The organism is Parcubacteria group bacterium (assembly GCA_016186325.1).
Classification (GTDB): Bacteria; Patescibacteriota; Minisyncoccia; order UBA10092; family UBA10092; genus JACPHB01.
This window is the reverse complement of sequence record JACPLW010000002.1, coordinates 1-19,718: the sequence shown is the minus strand read 5'-3', so window position 1 is coordinate 19,718 and position 19,718 is coordinate 1. Positions and strand designations below refer to the sequence as shown.

General features: G+C 45.1%; 17 protein-coding genes and 5 tRNA genes. 14 read left to right on the top strand and 8 right to left on the bottom strand.

All coding sequences use genetic code 11. From position 1 onward, the window contains the following. Positions 1-23 precede the first annotated feature (23 nt). Complete coding sequence (locus HYW79_00515) at positions 24-581, top strand: hypothetical protein (protein MBI2635019.1); 558 nt, start codon at positions 24-26, stop codon at positions 579-581. 4 nt (positions 582-585) lie between these two features. Here the strand turns inward: HYW79_00515 and HYW79_00510 are convergent. The 3 genes from HYW79_00510 to HYW79_00500 all read right to left on the bottom strand — a co-directional run bounded on the left by HYW79_00510 (position 586) and on the right by HYW79_00500 (position 3,062). Then, positions 586-658, bottom strand: a tRNA-Pro gene (locus HYW79_00510). Between the two features lie 80 nt (positions 659-738). Continuing rightward, complete coding sequence (locus HYW79_00505) at positions 739-1,605, bottom strand: hypothetical protein (GenBank protein MBI2635018.1); 867 nt, start codon at positions 1,603-1,605, stop codon at positions 739-741. Then, positions 1,602-3,062: an HD domain-containing protein gene (locus HYW79_00500; protein MBI2635017.1), complete on the bottom strand. Its 1,461-nt coding sequence runs from the start codon at positions 3,060-3,062 to the stop codon at positions 1,602-1,604. Before HYW79_00500 ends, HYW79_00505 begins: the two co-directional genes overlap by 4 nt. Before the next feature lie 138 nt (positions 3,063-3,200). Between HYW79_00500 and HYW79_00495 the strand changes: the two genes are divergently transcribed. Next, positions 3,201-3,455 (top strand): hypothetical protein, encoded by a 255-nt coding sequence (locus HYW79_00495; protein ID MBI2635016.1) that lies wholly within the window; start codon positions 3,201-3,203, stop codon positions 3,453-3,455. Positions 3,456-4,190: 735 nt separating this feature from the next. On the opposite strand, the gene gyrA is transcribed toward HYW79_00495, so the two are convergent. Genes gyrA through HYW79_00480 form a run of 3 tightly spaced genes read right to left on the bottom strand, consistent with a single transcriptional unit; the run spans position 4,191 to position 7,749 of the window. Continuing rightward, a complete protein-coding gene (gene gyrA, locus HYW79_00490) occupies positions 4,191-6,728 on the bottom strand; it encodes a DNA gyrase subunit A (GenBank protein ID MBI2635015.1) in 2,538 nt (845 codons plus the stop codon). 50 nt (positions 6,729-6,778) lie between these two features. Then, a complete protein-coding gene (locus tag HYW79_00485; GenBank protein MBI2635014.1) occupies positions 6,779-7,027 on the bottom strand; it encodes a hypothetical protein in 249 nt (82 codons plus the stop codon). Further along, complete coding sequence (locus tag HYW79_00480) at positions 7,027-7,749, bottom strand: MBL fold metallo-hydrolase (protein ID MBI2635013.1); 723 nt, start codon at positions 7,747-7,749, stop codon at positions 7,027-7,029. Before HYW79_00480 ends, HYW79_00485 begins: the two co-directional genes overlap by 1 nt. Before the next feature lie 133 nt (positions 7,750-7,882). On the opposite strand from HYW79_00480, the gene HYW79_00475 reads away from it, so the two are divergent. Beyond that, complete coding sequence (locus HYW79_00475; protein ID MBI2635012.1) at positions 7,883-9,052, top strand: 30S ribosomal protein S1; 1,170 nt, start codon at positions 7,883-7,885, stop codon at positions 9,050-9,052. 40 nt (positions 9,053-9,092) lie between these two features. Here HYW79_00475 and HYW79_00470 read toward each other — a convergent pair whose 3' ends face one another. Continuing rightward, positions 9,093-9,701, bottom strand: a complete 609-nt coding sequence (locus HYW79_00470; protein MBI2635011.1) for a hypothetical protein — start codon at positions 9,699-9,701, stop codon at positions 9,093-9,095. A gap of 2 nt (positions 9,702-9,703) precedes the next feature. Then, the gene (locus HYW79_00465; protein ID MBI2635010.1) at positions 9,704-10,465 is read right to left on the bottom strand and encodes an NUDIX domain-containing protein; all 762 of its coding nucleotides are present in this window, start codon (positions 10,463-10,465) and stop codon (positions 9,704-9,706) included. 285 nt (positions 10,466-10,750) lie between these two features. Here HYW79_00465 and HYW79_00460 point away from each other — a divergent pair, with 285 nt between their 5' ends. From HYW79_00460 to HYW79_00410, 11 genes are all read left to right on the top strand, one after another. After that, the gene (locus HYW79_00460; GenBank protein ID MBI2635009.1) at positions 10,751-11,782 is read left to right on the top strand and encodes a hypothetical protein; all 1,032 of its coding nucleotides are present in this window, start codon (positions 10,751-10,753) and stop codon (positions 11,780-11,782) included. Positions 11,783-12,122: 340 nt separating this feature from the next. Further along, positions 12,123-13,364 (top strand): MBL fold metallo-hydrolase, encoded by a 1,242-nt coding sequence (locus HYW79_00455; GenBank protein MBI2635008.1) that lies wholly within the window; start codon positions 12,123-12,125, stop codon positions 13,362-13,364. A gap of 132 nt (positions 13,365-13,496) precedes the next feature. Next, complete coding sequence (locus tag HYW79_00450; protein MBI2635007.1) at positions 13,497-15,338, top strand: ATP-dependent metallopeptidase FtsH/Yme1/Tma family protein; 1,842 nt, start codon at positions 13,497-13,499, stop codon at positions 15,336-15,338. A 259-nt stretch (positions 15,339-15,597) separates the two neighbouring features. Continuing rightward, positions 15,598-15,669, top strand: a tRNA-Ile gene (locus HYW79_00445). Positions 15,670-15,689: 20 nt separating this feature from the next. After that, positions 15,690-15,764: transfer RNA gene (locus tag HYW79_00440), tRNA-Val, on the top strand. 70 nt (positions 15,765-15,834) lie between these two features. Beyond that, positions 15,835-17,013, top strand: a complete 1,179-nt coding sequence (locus tag HYW79_00435; protein ID MBI2635006.1) for a hypothetical protein — start codon at positions 15,835-15,837, stop codon at positions 17,011-17,013. A 217-nt stretch (positions 17,014-17,230) separates the two neighbouring features. Next, positions 17,231-17,302: transfer RNA gene (locus tag HYW79_00430), tRNA-Val, on the top strand. A 32-nt stretch (positions 17,303-17,334) separates the two neighbouring features. Continuing rightward, positions 17,335-17,973 carry a hypothetical protein gene (locus HYW79_00425; GenBank protein ID MBI2635005.1) on the top strand — a complete coding sequence of 213 codons (639 nt, stop codon included), beginning with the start codon at positions 17,335-17,337 and terminating at the stop codon, positions 17,971-17,973. Between the two features lie 25 nt (positions 17,974-17,998). Beyond that, a complete protein-coding gene (locus tag HYW79_00420; protein ID MBI2635004.1) occupies positions 17,999-18,838 on the top strand; it encodes an RluA family pseudouridine synthase in 840 nt (279 codons plus the stop codon). 21 nt (positions 18,839-18,859) lie between these two features. After that, positions 18,860-19,279, top strand: coding sequence for a 50S ribosomal protein L19 (rplS, locus tag HYW79_00415; GenBank protein ID MBI2635003.1), 420 nt, complete (start codon positions 18,860-18,862; stop codon positions 19,277-19,279). Between the two features lie 8 nt (positions 19,280-19,287). Then, positions 19,288-19,374, top strand: a tRNA-Leu gene (locus tag HYW79_00410). The last annotated feature ends 344 nt before the right edge of the window (positions 19,375-19,718 follow it).

The following is a 19,718-nucleotide window of genomic DNA, read 5'->3' as shown; positions in this document are numbered from 1 at the left end:
ATGGAAATCTAAAATATTGCTCTATGAAGTGCCGGATAGAAACAAGGAGCCATACCTCTGAACAACTTATAGATATCATAAAACAGTTTACGCAGAAATTTGAAAGAGTACCCGCGAGGCGAGAGATGGAAAGAATTACTAAGTCGTGTATAAAAATTTTTGGTTCTTGGAATAATACTATTCAGGCGGCAGGGTTTATCCCCAATCGCTCACACGACAATCGGATGTATAGGCGTATTAATGCTACGGCTATAGATGGTCATTTATGCGATTCCGTTTCGGAGCTTTTGATTGATAACTGGCTTTATAAAAATAATATATTACACGAAAGAGATGCGTGTTATCCAAAAACACACCATAAAACGGATTGGAAAGTATTCGCTAAAAATAAAGAAACTTTTGTAGAATATTTTGGGTTAGCAAACGATAGCCCCAGATATGACCGGGCCATAAAAGAAAAAAAGAAACTTTGTTATAAAAATAAAATTGCTTTAATAGCGATTTATTCTAAAGACATTTACCCTAAGGAATTTTCAGAGAAGAACCTGAAAAATAAGTTTAAAAAGTTTCTTACTGCTTGACCTGTCAGGGTGGAGGGGCTTGCACCCTCGATTTCCGACTCCCGAAGCCGGCGTCATAGCTGCTAGACCACACCCTGTTTTAGATTTTAATTGCCCGATTATAGAAATAATAAAATTTTTCTTCTGCGTACTGCCGGTATACTATGCCCCGATAAAATTATGGCTGTTTTTTGGCGACACGTTCGTTTCGCTCGCCTTCAAGCTGTGAAAGAATAAGTTCTAGCCTTCTGGTTTCTTTAAGACTCTGTTTTATATAGCTTACAAACATTTCTTGCGGATCGTTCGCATACTGAAGAAGTGCGGCGCCTATTTGGTCCCGATAACCCAAAAGATTAGCATCGATTGCATCCATAATTTCCCGATAGTCGCGGGTTGTATGCCGTCCGGTTTCATACCTCTCGATTGCCGGGACATCGGTTAAAAGCCGTGAACGAAGAATCCTGTTCTTGCTCTCGCTCTCTCCCGCGCCTTTATATTTTTCCTCTTCTTCTTTTGCAAGTTTCCTAATATATCCTTTTATTTTGCTAAGGTATTTCAAAAGATCGTCGTGGGTCGGCCTTTCATAATCGGCATGTGAAAAAAGAACGTCGCTGGCTTCCTGATAATGCAGTTCTTTTTCAAAGTCATCTCGGCGCAGCGTTTCAATTTTTTCATTTTCGCTCCGGTTTTCCGCGTCAAGCTCAAACGAGTTCAAGGCATCGTATTCGTACTGTATCTCGCCTCTTACCGCTTCTAATATGGCAAGCGGAATAGTTACGTCGCCATCTTCTTTTTTTATTTCTTCCACAGATATCGTAAGGGGCTCCGTCGGATCACGCATGGTTTGCAAAAAGAGAGCAGTTTGATCTTCGCGACTTGACCGGCGGCTGTAAAATTCCTCAAGCGCTTCTCTAACCACGGCAAGTGTTGCTTCAACCGACTCCTTTTCAAATTCCTCTTCAATTACCGGCTGGCCCAATTCTTTATCCTTCCCATTTTCCGGGTCTTCAATGACCGGCCTTCCTAATTTTTCTTGATGTTTCATTTTACGTAATATTTCTCCTTAATTCCCTTAAATTCTTCTTCCGCCGCTTCCTGTGTTTTAGCTTGAGCCATTTTAAATAATTTTTCCAGTTTTTCAAGCGGTTCTTTATTTAATTTTTTAGCGTTCTCTAAAAGATGCTCCTTTGTGTTTTTATTCGGGTTGTCTAAAACTTCGTCAAGAAGGATATTTAGTATATAGCCCAAGCGCGGCCCCGGTTCCATTTTCAACTCTTTCATTAAATCATTTCCGTTGATTTTAAGCATTTTTACAGAAATCGGGTCGCGCGATACTTTTTCAATAATAGCGCGGAGGTGGCGCAACTTATATGGCTCGGCTTTGGGGACGCCCGAACCTTTTCTATCGGCCATTCTTACTTCCAAAAGATCGTCCATGTTTTCCGGACCGACGTTTTTTACCAGCCGGCGCACCGAGCTTTCGCTGACTTCTTCAACATTATAGTAAAATAAGTGATAGCGTACCAAAAGCGTTACTTTTTCAACGAATTTTTTAGGGAACTTTAACCGTTCCAAAATTTGAGCGGTCATTTTAGCGCCGACTACTTCATGATTATAAAAAGTGGAATCGGGCCCGTCTCCCTGTTTGGCTCTGGGCTTTCCGACATCGTGAAGCAGGGAAGCCATTCTAACTTCCATTTTATAATCATTTTTTGCTGCCCAATCTAAAGCTCTTAAATTATGTTCCCAGACGGTATAAATATGATGTTTGTTTTGACCCACATTAATCCCTTCTTCCATTTCTGGCATGATGTGTTTCAAAAGCCCGAATTCGCTTAACATCTCAATGCCGGCCATGGCGTTTTCTGTTTTTATGATTTTTATTACTTCGTCGCGGATGCGCTCTTTGGATATGGCCACGATATCGCCGGAATTTTCCCCAATACCTTCTACGGTTTTTTTATCAATTTTAAAATTCAGCTGGACGGCGAAGCGGATGGCGCGCATCAGGCGCAAGGCATCTTCATTAAATCTTTCTTTCGGGTTGCCAACGGTTCTGATAATTTTAGAGGCGATGTCTTTTTGTCCGCCGAAAGGATCAATAAATTTTTTTCCGTCGTAAGCGATGGCGTTTACGGTAAAATCGCGCCTTGCCAAATCGTCTTCAAGCTTTGTCGTGAATTTAACGGCATCGGGGTGTCTTTTGTCGGTGTATTTTTCTTCTATCCGGTAAGTGGTAATTTCTATTATTTTAAGCCGTTCGTTTTGGCTTTCTGTGTTTATCGCTACCGTGCCAAAATCATTTTCGTAAACGCTGTTTTTAAATATTTTCTGGATTTCATCCGGTTTAGCGTTGGTGGTTATATCCCAATCGTTCGGTTCCCGGCCCAAAATAAAATCGCGCACGCACCCGCCAACGGCATACGCCTCAAACCCCGCGTCATTTAGCGCCTTTATTGTTTCTCTAACTTCTTTTGGGATATTTAAACTTTCTTTAGTCATATATGTTGCCTATTTTAGCACATTGGGCGCGGTATTGACAAATTGTTGAATATAGATTATAATAATTAAGCATAGTTAACCGTTCTTTCACGAAACTCTTACAAGCCCTGCAGTTGCGGGGCAAAAGGAGAGAGGACCATGGGCTACGAAATCGTGGCCGTCATTCCACCTCGCGAAGAGTGGCTCGCGCATTTCAAGGCGTCGTGCCGCGTCGCCGATTGCGACAACCCCCGCCGTCAGAAGCGGGGCAACGGCGGCGAGCGCGCGACGAAGGCGCGCCGTCCGGGCGTGCGGCCGCTCTTCTGCGGAGCCCACATGTGGGTCCGCAAGAACCTCACCCAGGCGGCGCTCGACGAGCTCCACGCGTCGAGCGCGAAGCGCGTCGTCGTCTAGGATCCGAGGGGGGCGGTTCGACCCCCCCCTGTTTTTTTAAATAAAGAAGAAGGAGGAGGCGAAGATGCAATTTGGGCGGTTCAGGAACACCTACGACGACGGCAACAACCGCCGCCTGGACACGAGACGGCGGCGGCGAGGAGATGCGAAACTCATCGGGAGTAAGGCCTCACGCGGCATCACGCGTCGTGGGTCTATCCTTAATCTCGATAGTTCCGATCCGTTCAAGTTGCTCTGCGGTTACAACCGTCAGGGCAAGGAGCGCCGCGAAATCCTCGAGGAGGTTGCGCACGGCGCAACCTTCGCTGGTGTGGCCGCGGACGCAGTTTCGAACGGCCACCATTCTTGGGCACTGCCCAGGAAGGAGAGGCCGCGCCGGCTGGTGAGCGTCAAGCTCGTCGCTCTTCCTCCACGGAAGCCGGCGGCAGTCGAGCCGGTGCCGTTCATCACCATGGAGTCTCCTCCCAGGGTGACGAGCAGCAGTAGGATCGCCCATCTCCGCACGTCGTGCGGATGGATGGGGGATCTGGGTTGCTGCCAGAAGCGACTCAGGTGAAATAAATATAAGGGCCCCCGCGCAATGCGAGGGCCCTCAATTATTTTAATGTCTTTTTAACTTTTATAGGTTTTGACATAATTTAAATTTTTAACAACTTAATTTCCGATCGGTTCTTAAGTTGTAACTTTTGAAATACACTATATGATCACTGCAGAATAGTTCCTATGGTAAAGTCGCTACAACAACGTTGCTGAAACTACTTTATCTCCCGCTTCAACTCTCATTATACGGACGCCTTGGGTTACACGTGAAACGGTTGAAATTGACTCAAGATCAAGGCGGATTACTACGCCTTTTTTTGAAATGGCAATCATTTCCTTAGTGTCTGGTCCTATAATGAACGCCGAAACGATTTTTCCGGTCTTAGGGGTAACTTTAGCGGTTTTAACGCCGGAACCGCCCCGGTTTTGTTTTTTGTAAAATTTAATGAATGTTTTTTTGCCGAAACCGTTTTCCATAATCACCAAGAATTTGGTGTTTTGGTCTTTTGCGGCCGAGGCGGTTATTACATCCATGCTGACAACTTCGTCGCCCTGATGCAGGCGGATGCCATGCATTCCGGCTGTCGCCCGCCCCAATGGCCGCGCGTCTTTTTCCGAAAATCTTATCGCTTGCCCGAGCATAGTTACAAAAATTATTTGGTCTTCGCCCGAAGAGCCTTTTACCCACTTGAGAGAGTCGCCCTTCTTAAGTTTTATGGCAATGAGGCCGGAATGACGAACCGAACCGAAGTCGGCGATCGGTGTTTTTTTGACTAGTCCGCTCTTGGTTGCCATCACCAAGAACTTTTCAGTGCCCTTCTCCTTTAGCTGTTTTTCGTTGTATGTCAGAATCGCGTTAACTCTTTCATCGCCGCTCAAGGCCAAAAAGTTTACTGCGGCTTTGCCGCGCGATTGCCGGCTGGCCTCCGGAATTTCCCAGACCTTAGTTTGGAAAACGCGGCCGGTGTTGGTGAAGAACAAAACGTTATCGTGGGTTTTTGCTGAAACAAAGTGGGTGACAGCGTCCTCTTCTTTTGTAGACATTCCGGTCATGCCCTTGCCGCCGCGATGCTGTGAGCGGACTAGAGAGGGATTCATTCTTTTAATGTATCCGGATTCGGTTAAGACTACGACAGCTTCTTCAAGCGGTACCAAATCTTCTTCTCTGAATTCGCCCAGAGACGAGGCCATAACTTTCGTTTTTCTCTGGTCGTTATATTTTTCTTTTATTGCCTGAAGCTCTTGATAAATTATTTCCAGTATTTTTTCGCGGCTTTTTAAAATAAGGGTCAATTCTTTAATCAATTTTACCTTTTCAATAAGTTCATCTTCAATCTTTTTTCTTTCAAGATTGGCTAGAGTGGCAAGTTTCATTTCCAAAATAGCGCTCCCCTGAATTTCCGTGAGTTTGAACCTGTTTATAAGATTTTTTAAGGCCTCGCTCCTGTCTTGCGATTTCTTTATAACCTTAATTACTTCATCAATTGAATCAAGCGCTTTTTTTAAGCCCTCTAATATATGCGCTCGCTCTTGCGCTTTTACCAAATCGTATTTTACGCGACGCACCACCACTTCTTCTCGGTGTTTTAGGTAATATTCCAAAACGGCCTTAAGCGAAAGAACTTGCGGTTGGATTTCGTCAACTAAAGCCAGCATGTTTAAGTGGAAAGTTTTTTGAAGATCGGTGTGCTTGTAGAGGTTATTCAAAATCTTTTGCGGCGCGGCGTCGCTTTTGAGCTCAATGACAATTCTCATGCCCTCCCTGTCCGATTCGTCGCGTAAGTCGCGGATACCGTCAATTTTTTTCTCGCTGACAAGCTCGGCAATTTTTTCAAGAAGGGTTGATTTATTTACCTGATACGGAATTTCGGTAATTATTATTTGAGCGCGGCCTTTTTTATCCTCAACCGCTTCGGCTACGCCGCGGGCGATAATAGGCCCCCTACCGGTGGCGTAAGCGGCGGCAATATCTTTTTTGGAATAAATAATGCCGCCGGTCGGAAAGTCGGGACCCTTTACGAATTCCAAAAGGTCTTCAACCGAACTTTTAGGATGTTTAATAAGTTGGCAAGTAGCGTCAATTATCTCCCCAAGATTATGGGGCGGAATATTTGTAGCCATACCTACGGCTATACCCACGGTGCCGTTTAAAAGAAGCTGGGGAACAGCGGCCGGAAGAACTTTTGGCTCTTTGCGGGTGGCGTCATAATTATCAATAAAATCTACAGTGTTTTTATCTATGTCTTTTAGCATTTCCTCGGCGAGCGAAGTAAGCCGCGCCTCCGTGTAACGCATCGCCGCCGGCGCGTCGGCGTCAATGCTTCCGAAATTACCTTGTCCGTTTACCAGCGGGTAACGCAAAGAAAAGTCCTGCGCCAACCGGGTTAAGGCGTCGTAAACCGAAATATCGCCGTGCGGATGATATTTACCCAAAACCTCGCCGACAACAAGAGCCGATTTGCGGAATTTTGCCTGATGGGTCAGGCCCAGATCGTGCATGGCATAAAGAATCCGGCGGTGAACCGGCTTTAGTCCGTCTCTGACATCGGGAAGAGCGCGGGAAATAATAACCGACATCGCGTACTCAAGATACGAATCTTCCATCTCGCGGACGATTTCCCGCGGTTTTACGTAGCCCGTTTCTCCCCCACCCTTTGCGGATAAGTTTAAGTTTTGCGAATCTCTTTCGTTTTTAGGGGTTTCTTTAGAGTTTGTGATTATTTTTTTAGTCATTATCCATTTTTAAACTTAGAGCAAAATCCGCAAAGGGTGGGGGGACCATTTTATTTGCCTAAGTTTTTCATAGTTTCAAAAAGAAGGCCGGTCTGTGATTTTAAACTGTTAAAAACCGATGGCAGCTCTTTTTCAAGTTCTGAAGCGGAGTTATTTTCCGCAGTTTGAGATACTTGCCAGGAAAAAGTCATAAGCCAAAAGCTAAAAATCGCGGTCATTATTAAAAAAATTCCGACCCACATTACTACGTGTTTTACGGCGCCAGGTTTGGTTTGGATGTTTTCCAGTATTCGTTTCATTATGATTGTTCTCTCCCTGCGGGAGATCCCCCGTAGGGGGATAAAATTATAATTTTTGTTTCTTCCTCGACCAAGTCCTTTTTCTTAATTATTAATTTTGGCTGGGGAGATTCTTTCGCCTCGCTTTCTTTAAGAAACATGGAAAGAGGGGCTTTTTTGGTTTTCAATCCCTTTATATCATAGAGCATTGGAATGGCAATGCTCGGTTCCAGCTGGTTTATAACGTTCATTGCTCCTTCGGCGTCCAAAATGTCGCCTCCGCCAACAGGCGCGAGAACAATGTCCGGATCGTCAAGCTCTGCTAATTTTTCACTATTAAATTTTTTATTCGCAAAACCGAGATGGGCGATTTTTATTTCGTCCATTTCAATGCTATATATAATATTTGCTTGCCCCGCAGCTGCGGGGTCGGCAATCCCTAGGATATTGGCGCCCTTAACTTCGTATTCGCCCGGCGATTCGATTATAAACGCTCCTGATTCTGGGTCGGAAAAAGCCACTCTCTCGGCGCGAGGTTTCGCCGCCTCATTTGATGAGGCGAGCCTCCCGCCCTTGGCGAGGCTCGCCTCCGGCGGCGCCCCTTTGGGGCGGGAATAAACCAAAACATCGCTTTTTAAGCGAGGTGGATTAATTCCGGATTCTTTTTGCGGCGGTTCGATTAAGATTCTTATGCCCCCGCTTTCAAGTAAAAAGCAGGCCTCTCCATACCAAGAAATTGTCATATGAGAAAATGTTATCAGATTTTATGACAGTTGACAAGAAGATATTTTATGATAACCTTGGTGAGGTATGGAAGCTCAAATAGGAATTTTAAATATGCAAAATCTTCTGGCCAAACTGCCAAAAGCATTTAACATGCCCAAGGCCGGCGAGGTAATTGAAGGAAGAGTGCTAAATAAAACCGCCAAGAATTTATATATTGATCTTGGCATTTTCGGTATTGGCATTGTTTACGGCATAGAATTTGCCAATGCCCAAAACATAATAAAGAACCTGAAAATCGGCGATAGTGTTTTTGCCAAAATTGTGGAAGTCGAAAATGAGGCCGGTTTAAGAGAGTTGTCTCTCGCGGAAGCTCAAAGTCAGAAATCATGGGATTTGATTCGTGAACTGAAAAAGACAAATAAAGCAGTTGTCACAAAAATAATTAACGCCAATCGCGGCGGACTGATGATTGAAATCAGCGGCGTTGCCGGATTTCTTCCGGTTAGTCAGCTCTCAAACGAACATTACCCGCGGGTTGAGGGCGGAGACAAAACAAAGATATTAGAAGAGCTGTTAAAATTCATAGGCTGTGACTTTAAGGTGCGCGTTTTAGACTTTGATTCTAAAGAAGGCAAACTGATTGTTTCGGAAAAAGCGGCCGAAGAAGAAAACTTTAAAGAGGCCATCGGCCATTATCAAATAGGCGATATTGTCAAAGGTGAGATTTCCGGCATTGTTGATTGGGGCGCGTTTATAAAATGGTCCTCCTTCACCCCGCAAAGCGTGGTTACGGAGGGCAAGCCCGCTGGTGAAGACAAGCTCGAAGGGCTAATTCACATTTCCGAACTTGATTGGCAATTAATAGAAAATCCGGCTGATTTTGTGAAAGTCGGTGATGATGTTTCTGCCCAGATTATTGACATCACCAATGACAGGATTTCTCTGTCTTTAAAGCGGTTAAAGCCCGATCCTTGGAAAGTGGCCATTCCTCATTTTGAAAAAGGCAAAACAGTTGAAGGTCTGGTTAAAAAGTTTAATCCATTTGGCGCTTTTGTTGAGGTGGTTTGTCCGGATAACGAATCTTTGCAAGGACTTTGTCATATTTCGGAGTTTGGCACAGGCGATAAAATGAAAGCCGCGCTTGAAGCGGGCAAAAAATATAAATTTCAAGTTTTAACTTTTATTCCCGATGAACACCGGATGAGTTTGGGTCTTTTGCCTGTCCGTGAGCAGTCTGAGCCCCGCCTGCAGATGCCTGGAGCATCAGCGACTGGCGGGCAGGCGCAGGCAATGACGGGCGGGAAAGAAGAAAAAGTTTAAAAATACCCCGTCCTGCAAATTGCAGACGGGGCGAATTTATTTACCTCAAATGTTTCGGAATTTCGGGCGAATTTTTGTCTAATACGGTTACCGTAATCTTGATTTTTTCCTTTTCCCACAAAACATCAATTTTGTAAAAATCCGAATTTCTTATTGACACATATACCGGCTCAAAGTACCATCGCCGCGTTTTCGGCATCTTCGGCGGCAGATAACTATTGTGGTAAAACCGCAGGGCCAGATAAGCGTGGGTTTCCATATTGGTTTTTGGCTGGATCAGTTTAGTTTCTGGAACCCATTGATTGACCCTGGTATCAAAACAGCGGTGACGGGCTAGTCTCACCAATCTCGGCGCTTTAATAAGGAATTGCAATTCTCCCCAGCCATCGTTGGAATTATTGCCCAAAAACAACATCGGGATTCTTAGGGTTTGAGTACTATCGTTACAAATCAGGTTCTTTCCCGGGTTCTGTTGATACATTTTAAGCAACGCTCTTTCATGATGAGGAGGATATCTGTCCCAAAACTGGTTGGTCTCAATAATAATGTCGCTAATAACATTGTTGAAATCCCGATCTCTGGTAACAGCGCAGGCGGTAATGTGGATTTCGGGTCGGCCAAACATTCTGACGAACTTTTGCTCTCCCATTGTCATCCCTCCTGCCTTACGGCCCACTCGCTGTATCTTTCCAAAAGCTCGTCGTCGTCAGGTCGCAGACGCCGCGCCCGGCGCTCGTAAAGTTCATTCTTTTTTGCAATCACCTCGGCAAGCAAGTTGTAAATGTAATTACCGACTTCCTTTCGGCTGATTTCACTGATTAGTTTATCAAGATCGGGAATGAGATTATAAAAATCATAACCCAGATAATCCAGTACCCCGAAAATTCTTTCTCTGACGGAAAAATAAATCCCTTCCGGGTTTTTGATTTGTTCCGTTGTTCCGTCTTCATGACGGATGTTCTTAATAGCCAAGGGCATTTTTAGAATGCTTCCCAAATCTGCCAGCATAACCCTTCCGGTTTCGCCGGTTTCCTCAATATTTCTAAATCCCTCGCCAATCCTTTTAAGATGAAAAATGTAAACTTTGTTATTGATGAGCGGTTTATCTTCAAAAAGGATTTCGCCGAATTCGGAATTTTTTCCTCGTGTCGCAATTTCGGTAACCAATCCGGCTTCGCCAAGCACTTCTCGGCGAACAGTTTCATCAGGGCTTTCGCCATCCAAACTGCCGCCGCCGGGAAGTCCCCAGCCAGTCGGCTTGCCTTCCTCGCCATTCGGCCCCAAAGGGTCTGCGGTATTATGGACCAGATAAATTCTTGGCGGGCTTTGATTATGTTCTATAATCACTCCGAAACAAGACATCGTTTTAGGCAGTGTTTCCATCGCCTCTTCCTTGTTTATTATTGTTGTCAAAGAATCTTCCCCGCCTTCGCCTCGCTGAAGCTCGGCTTCGGCGAAACACGATCCGCCGACGACGAGCGAAAGCAGGTGCTCGGATTGTTTTTATAGTACGCCTTTTTAGCTATATTGTCAAGCCTACCTGCCGGCATAAGTAGGTACTTGACATATTCTGTATATTTGATATAATGTGGTTAATAGTTCCTAAACAGGGTTTAAGCTCAAGAGGCCAATAACGGCCCTCAAGAGCGACAACCAATACAAAAGTCCCTGCCTTTGGCGGGACAACGGAGGCCAATCATGGCCAAGCCCAGGAAGATAGTTGTAGCAGCGGATGACAAGAAGCGGTTCAGCCAGCAGGGCGTCATCGAGGCGCTCAAGCGTATCGCCGAGAAGCAGGGGTGGTCGCTCGGTTTCGCGGTGTGGGCCGCCTCGGAGGTGGTCAAGCCGCGGATGCCGGCCGACGTGACCGTGGCTGAGATCGAGGCTGCGACGGCCGAGATCATCTCGCGCGGCAAGCGCGAGAAGGCCGAGAAGGACGGCAGCAGCAGGCCGGCCAACGACGACCGGCTGCTCTTCGACAGCGAGATGCAGGCGGACTGGGACGCCGGGCTCTACAAGGGCCAGGCGACGGTCCGTGGGATTCGGCAGCGGTTTGCTGCCGAGGCCAAGGACGGGGTGGAGATCACCCGGTCCATGTTCAGGCACTATCTTTCCGAGCTGGCCGCGGAGAAGGCGGCGATCGCGGAGCTGGTCGCCGAGCAGCCGGATCCCGATCCGCTCGTGGCCGGCAAGAAGATGCCGTGCGCCACTCCGCGGCATCGCGGTTACAACGAGCCGGTGGAGCTGACCCAGCGTTTCCTCCTCGAGCGGGGAGACGATGGCAAGCTTCACCGCCGTCAGCACGGCAAGGGCGACGGCGGCGACATCGTCGCCGGCGAGCTTCTCCGCGCCGACGCGGAGAACTTCCCGTGGGAAATCCCTCCGGGAGAAATCCCTCCGGGAGTGGTCAAGATCGAGGAGGCGGGCAAGACGCTCGCCTACGGCATTCGCTGCTGCGGCACGTGCCGCTCGGAGGCCCTCGAGGACTTCCGGGCCCGCAAGGATCTGCCGCAAGACCACCCTGACTGGGTGGAGCGGCGGGCAGTTCTCACGTTCTATACGGTCGCGGGGCTTCGCCTCGTGGTCAAGCGTGAGGCGGAGAGCGCCGGGCGCGTCAGCCAGGCGCGCTCGCTGGAAGGCGGCGCCGCGAACCGGCGCACCTTCGGCGCTGAGTTCGGAACTCATAAGAGTTCCGACTGGAAGCGCGACCGCGCTCGCGGCAAGAAGTAATAACCCTTCGCAATTGGCGGGGGCGGCGGGGCGGCGAGACACTCGGTCTCGCCGCCCCAAATTTTTTCAGCCCGAGGCTGATCCCGCCAAAGGCGGGAAAATTTTTAAAAAGACCTGATAAATGTTATCTATCATGTTGGAAGCTCGGTTTCCAACATTCCTGGGATAAATGATATTTATCAGCTCTTTTATATCAGTTTTAAAATAAATAAAAAACTTAAGAAAAGCCCAAAAGGAGGGAAAGGTGAGGTTTACTGCGCTCAGTGGCGGAGTCCCCATCTCGGGGTCTCATTACTTAATTGAACTTGACAACAAAAGGATTGTTATTGACTGCGGAGCAGTGCAAAGAGGCGGAAAGATTTTGCCTCCGCCGATAGTGGAAGGCCATGTTGATGCGTTGCTTTTAACTCACGGCCATCTTGACCACATCGGAATGCTGCCTCTTTTTACGAACGCGCATCCCGATACGCCTGTTTACAGCACCAAAGTTACTTGGCGCTTTACCCGCATGCTTTTGTGGGATTCTTACAAAGTCGTAACTCGTAAACTGGATAGAGGAGAAAAAGTTGATATATATTTCTCCGCTTCCGATATAAGTAAGGCGGTGAGTCCCAAAAGATTTAAGTTAGTCCATAAGCCGGAATGGTTTTCGCCTTGGCCGGGCTGGAAAATGAGATTTCGGTCATCCGGCCACATTAATGGAGCGGCGAGCATCGATATCGTTTCCCCAAGCGGTTTTAGGATAACTCATTCGGGAGACATTAGTTTTCACGACCAGCCGACCATTAAGGGGGCTGAAGTTATCAATGATATTTTTTCTCCGGAGGTTTTAATCACGGAGGGAACTTACGGCGACCGGAATTTGCCGGACCGTGAACATGAGGAACAACGGTTTGTTAATCGGGTTATCGGGATTCTAGGCCGGGGTGGAAAGGTTTTGGTCCCGTCTTTTTCCATCACTGGACCGAACATAGGCATTATTTTGGCCAATGGCTTAGCCAAGGCCGGAATTGATGTTCCGGTTCATATTGATGGGATGATTAGAACGGCGGCCGGTATCATCAACGACTCTAATGAATGGAGTCCTAATGATAATGGCTTAGCTTTTCCCAGAAATTTGATTGCCGTTCCCGAAGAGCAGGAAGAGGCCTACGCTTACCGCCAAGAACTTCTTAAAAGCGGTCCGGCGGTAATCGTTTCTTCCCATGGAATGCTTGAGGGCGGACTCGCGATGTTTTATCTGCCCCACATTCTGACAGACCATAAAAGCGCGGTGCTTTTGCCGGGTTATCAAGTAGAGGGCACCGGCGGCCGGCGGCTCTTAGAGCTTGAGCGCGGCCATCAGTTCCAAGTAAACCGTCAGCAAATTCCCAGACATTGCGATGTGGAGAGATTTCATCTCTCGTCGCATGCTTCCGGAAAAGAGCTGTCTGAATGGGTATACAAGATAAATCCGTGGCAGGTAATTGTTACCCATGCCACTCTTTCAGCTTTTCAAGGGCTGATGAGGAAAATTAGAGATCATAACCAATGTATTCGAGTTTTAGGCGGTTATAATGGCCAAGAAATTAGAGATTTGTAAGATTCTAGGATAACCCCGTCCCGCAGCTCCGACGCATTATGGTCGGAGCCCCGACTACAACGTCGGGGCTGCGGGACGGGGTATTAAATTGCCTATTTCTGAATTTTATGATAATATAACCAAAAACCGATTATGAAAATAATTAAATTCAATTATAAAAAGTTTATCAATCAGATTCTTATTGTCTTGGGCGCGTTATTTTTGATCGCGTTTATTTTTGCTTATCTTAATTCGGCTTTTGAAAAGCCGAACGTGATTGCTCTTTCCGAGCTGGTTAGTAAAATAAATAACGAAGAAATCTCGAAAATTGTCGTTAAAAACGATGATTTGGAAATAACTTCTAAAAACAACGATAAATTTTTTGCCAAAAAAGAAATTGAAAGTTCGCTCTCCGAAACCCTGAAAAACTATGGCGTTGACGGCGCTAAGTTAAAAAATGTAAATATTCAAGTTGAACAAAGCGTTGGTTTTAGTTTTTGGGCCGGCACGGTTCTTCCCATTATTTTGCCGTTTATCTTCGTCGGATTTTTAATATGGTACATGATGCGGCAGGCCGGTCGCGCCAATATGGGTGCATTTTCATTTGGCAAATCGCAAGCCAAACTTTCCGGGCCGTTTGATGGACGCAAAAAAGTTATGTTTTCCGATGTTGCCGGAGCGAACGAAGCCAAGGAAGAACTCGTTGAAATTGTTGATTTTTTGAAAAATCCAAAAAAATTTTTAGATATTGGCGCCAGAATTCCAAGAGGCGCTCTTCTTGTAGGCGCGCCGGGCACCGGCAAAACCCTCTTAGCTCGAGCTGTTGCCGGCGAAGCCAACGTGCCTTTTTTCTACATTTCCGGTTCCGAGTTTGTGGAAATGTTTGTCGGGGTTGGCGCTTCAAGAGTTAGAGATTTATTCAATATGGCAAAAAAATTCGCACCTTCTATCATTTTTATTGACGAAATTGACGCGGTTGGCAGGCAAAGAGGCGCGGGCCTTGGCGGCGGTCATGATGAAAGAGAGCAAACGCTCAATCAAATTCTAGTTGAAATGGACGGGTTTGACCGTGAGACCAACGTTATTATTGTGGCGGCTACAAACCGTCCCGACATTTTGGATCCAGCGTTGCTTCGCCCCGGACGGTTTGACCGCCGAATCATGATTGATATTCCGGATATAAACGATCGCGAGGCGATTTTAAAAATCCACGCGCTTGATAAGCCCATGGCTCCGGAAGTTAACTTGAGAAGGGTTGCCGAAAGAACTCCGGGTTTTTCCGGCGCCGATTTGGCTAACGTCATAAACGAGGCGGCGATTTTAACCGCCCGCCAGAACAAAAAAATCGTTGAGCAAGAAACTTTTTACTATGCCATTGAAAAAGTTCTTTTAGGGCCGGAACGCAAAAGCCACATTCTTTCAGAAAAAGAAAAAGAAATTGCTTCTTATCACGAAGCGGGCCATGCGTTGGTTGCCGGCGTTTTGCCCAATGCCGACCCGGTTCATAAAATTTCGATTGTTTCCCGTGGCAGTGCCGCCGGCTATACTTTAAAGCTCCCGATTGAAGACCGCCATCTTCATTCCAAAGGCCAATTTTTGGCCGATCTTGCCGTTTTGATGGGGGGCTATGCGGCCGAAAAAATTGTTTTCAAAGAACTTACTACCGGTGCCGCGAGTGATCTTAAAAAAGCAACCGACCTGGCGAGAAAGTTGGTTACCGAATTTGGGATGTCGGAAAAACTAGGCCCAATTTCTTTGGGCGAAGAAAACGAAATGGTGTTTCTAGGCAGAGGACTCGGATCAGAAAAAAACTATTCAGAATCGGTAGCCCAGCTTATTGACAGAGAAATTACGAGTTTTCTTTCTATTGCTTATGACACGGCAAAGAAAATCATTTCCCAAAGAAGGAAAAAACTTAAAGAAATTGCCATGCGGCTGATAGAAAAAGAAACGATTGAACGGGATGAGTTTGAAGCGATTATGGTTGGGGCGTAATTGGAATTCTCGCCACATTTTTCTTCGCGCGCTAAAATAATAAATAAATCATTTTTCTCGCGCGCTCATTCGCCCAGCGGCGACCTCGCTGTCCGATGAAAGCGTTTTATTCACCCCGCAACTGCGGGGTGAAACCATGCTAAAACGCTTTCATAAGCTTCGGAAAATAATTTATTTATCATTTTTTATTTAAAAATCGGAATAACAAAAATCCCGTTGCCAAAGCGGGATTTTTGTTGTAAATTATGATAGATTGAACGGGCGTATAGCTCAATGGCAGAGCAGTCGTCTTATACACGACCGGTTCTAGGTTCGAATCCTAGTGCGCCCACTAAGTTGATAATTTAATAAGGGCGCATAGCTCAGCCCGGTTAGAGCGTCTCATTGACATTGAGAAGGTCTCTGGTTCAAATCCAGATGCGCCCACAAATTGAAACTATGGCGAAAATTGCTAAAGGGCTAGGTGTTTCAATTGATGATTTAATGAAATAATTTTATGGAAAATTTTGAAGTAAAATTTAGGCAACCAAAAAATCCGGAAGAAGAGAAGAAAGCCGCGGAAATACCACAAGCTGAAATAGTTTCAAGTCAACCGCCACAAGAAGAGGGCGTTGATAACACCAAGCGAATAGAAGCTATCCAAAGAAAAATTGATGACGAAAATAAGATTGAGGAGATTAGAGAGCAGTTCGGCATAGAAAGTGAAGATATAAAAATTCAATCCTTTATAAGTGAATTGCCAAACAAAGAAGGATTTATTGATTTTAATCAGTTGCAAAGAGTCGGACATGGTGGCACTCATGATGTTTTTATTTATCCCCAAAATCCAGCTTTTGTTATAAAGTTAAATAGAAGTGCTTTAGAAAAAGCGAGCAGTATTGGACAAGCTGAGTTGCCCCCTGAAATAAGAAAAATGGCAGATGAATACGTAGAAGGTGAAAATGGTAAAAATGAACAATTATACAAACATTTCGGACAAGAACATTGCTTGCGTGAAAAAGTAATGGTGCAAAAAATAAGTGTTGAGCAGAACGGTATTTCGCAAAATATTGAGGGTGTAATTTCAATACAGGAAGCGAGTGATATTTTTAAAGACCCGAATAAAAAAGATTTTAGTGCTGGCTATACCGAGCGAGACCCATCTATTGAGGAAAATAGAGAAGTCTATGACAAAATGAATAGGGCACTTTTAGGCGGTGGTGAATTTGATGAAAAAGATTTTTTGAAATTTAACGAAAAGCTGAAACCAATTTTTGAGCTAGCGGATAAAGATAAAGAATTTGCAGATTGTGCGAGAGAATTTTTATTGAGATTCAAGGAATATTTTGAAGCATCGGGCAAATTTATTGATTTAGTTGGTCAGGAAAATGTTTTATTTCATCAACAAGACGGCAAATGGACATTTAAACTCGGTAGCGTTGTTAAGGGTGAAAATAAACAAGTAATGGAAGAAGCTATGAGTGCGCTGGAAGAAAACCCAGATTTTTTGAATCAAGACGAGAAAATGCGAAATCAGCTTATGAACCAATTGGCCTTGATTAGATTATTAAATGCCACCGGGCTAAAAGTTGGTATCGGAAAAATTGTTGATGTAAGATTAACGGAAAAGCAACTGGAAAATTTGGATAAGGTAAAATTTAAGAAAGAAGTTGAAGCCGAGGGAAAAGAATTATAATCTTTAAATGTAAGCGGCGCGCCAGTTTTACTGGCACGAAATTCGGCGGCGGGAAAATCGGAATCGGAAAGCGAGGGCGGGCAAAAATTCCTTCCCCCCCAACCCTCTTCCTTTTTGCCCGCCCGAGCGAGTGGATTTTAAAATTCGGAATTCGGATTTTCGTCAAAAAATGTTCGAACTTCAATCAAAAAACACCACTAAGTTGATAATTTAATAAGGGCGCATAGCTTAGTGGTAAAGCGTTACATTGACATTGTAAAGATCGAAGGTTCGATCCCTTCTGCGCCCACATTTTAGAAAATAAATATTTTAACATATATTATGGAGCAAGAGCCAAAGAATAGTTTACATAAATTAGAAACTATAGATTCTGAAGAATTAAAACTTATTTTAAGTTATTTCGAGATAGAGGGAGAAATTTCTAAAGAATCAACCAGAAAAATATTGGAGCACGCATATAGACTTTTACAATCTACATTACAGGAACAGCTACGCTTCGAAGAATCGCTGGAAATTGATGGAAAAATATTTACTTTATTGTATGAAATTTATCCAAGAAAATCCGGAAATATATGGATTAGGGTCGGTTTATTCCAAGAAGTTCCACCAGCAAATATCGGAAATACAAGCCTATTCAACGAAGGTGAAATTTCTATGACAAGATTAATGTTCAATTTCGAAAAAAACACTGTAAAGGGAGAATTCGAAACCAATAAAGATTACGAAGGATTGGGGTATGGAAGCGCAATGCTATTAATGAGAGGGGGAATTATTAAAAATATTATGAAAAAATATTCTGATAAAATTTCTGCCAGTGGTTTACGAAGCGAAATTGTTGATAACTCCAGGAGTCAAAATTCAGATAGACAATACGAAGGTTTGACCACGACATTAGCTAAAAAAATGGGATATGAACAGATTGAAGAAAATAAATATATTAAACAATACAAGCCCGACTAAATTGAGACGGTTTGGTTTAAACGTTATGACTAGTCAACTAAAATTAAAACCGGATTTTAATATTCCGCTTATTATTGTTTATGAAGACAACGATGTTGTGGTTTTGAACAAACAAGCGGGAATCTCGGTCCATCCTTCCATAAACGAGCCAAGCAGAACAATCGCCAATGCTTTAATTGCGCGCTATCCGGAAATAAAAAATGTCGGCGACCCCTCGACAAGCTCCCTTCTAGGGCCTGAGGGCCCATCAGGGCCTCGAACGGCAGGACAAGAGAACTTGCGGCCCGGCATTGTTCACCGGCTTGATAAAGATACTTCCGGACTTTTGGTTATAGCCAAAAACCAAAAAGCATTTGAATTTTTAAAAAAAGAATGGCACCCGCCAGACCGAATGACTTCGGTCGTTCGGGCGGGGGAGGGGAAAGTTATTAAAAAATATTTTGCCCTGGTTTGCGGCCATCTTAAAAATGAAAAAGGAGAAATTGTTTCGGAACTGGCACGGTCTGTTAAAGATTTTAGGAAAAGAATGGTAGTAAGGCCGGAGAAAAACTTGGAAAAAACAGTCAGCGGCAAGTTATCGGTTACCGAGTACAAAGTTATTAAAAAATACAGGAATTATTCTTTGGTTGAAGTAATACCAAAAACCGGAAGGACGCATCAAATAAGGGTTCATATGGCTTCATTGGGCACGCCTGTTGCCGGAGACAAAATTTATGGAAAAAATAAAGAAATTCCCCAAGGATTAACTCACCAATTTCTTCATGCGCATTATTTAAGCTTCGGCTTACCATCCGGTAAAAAACTGGCGCTTGAAGCGGATTTACCGGATGATTTAGAGCAGGTACTTGCTAAATTAGAAAAATGATGGAATAATAAGCGATTGAATATGACCGACAAAATAAAACAATTTGATAAAAAAGGATTGAAAGCTGGAATGCCCGAAATTAAACCCGGAATGAAAATTCGTGTCTGGCAAAAGATCAAGGAGGGCGACAAAGAACGCTTGCAGGCGTTTGAAGGCCTTGTTATTGCTGTTAAACACGGCCGCGACAAGTCGGGTACTTTCACCGTCAGAAAAATTTCAAGTGGCGTCGGGGTTGAAAGAATTTTTCCACTTTACACGCCGACCGTTGATAAGATTGAGGTATTGTCGCAAGCAAAGGTTCGCCGTGCCAAGCTTTATTACCTGCGCGGCCGTATAGGCAAAAAAACCAAAATGAAACAAATTGAGCTTGCCGAAGCTGTCGCGCCGGAAACGGCAAAAGAGGAAGTATTACCGGCTGCTGAAGAAGTTCCGACGGCTTAATTTAATACGCGCGGGTGCTGTAATCGGTAGCCAGGCCAGCTTGAGGTGCTGGTGCCCGAAAGGGCGTGGAGGTTCGAGTCCTCTCCCGCGCACCAGAATTAACTTTGTCGGAATTGACTGCTCCGCGCGGCGAGTACGCCGCGCGGAGCAGGGCAAAATCCGCTTTTGTTTTCGCCGTGAAATCCCAGAGTTCGCCCCAATTGATTGAAAGCGTTTTGTCCTTGATTTCAGGGTTAGAGCCGAGAGAACGGAAAAAGTTGCGCCATTCGGCGTAATTTTTTGTTTGCGCCACTTTTTCCGCTTCTTTCAAGGACAAAACGAAACTCCGCAAGGGTTCGAGCCGATTCTTTCCCTGTTGCCCAAAATCTCCCAAACTTTCCTCCAGCTTCGCTTTTTGACGCAGGAGAGTGTCTTTCTTCGTCAGATACAAGTCGCGCTC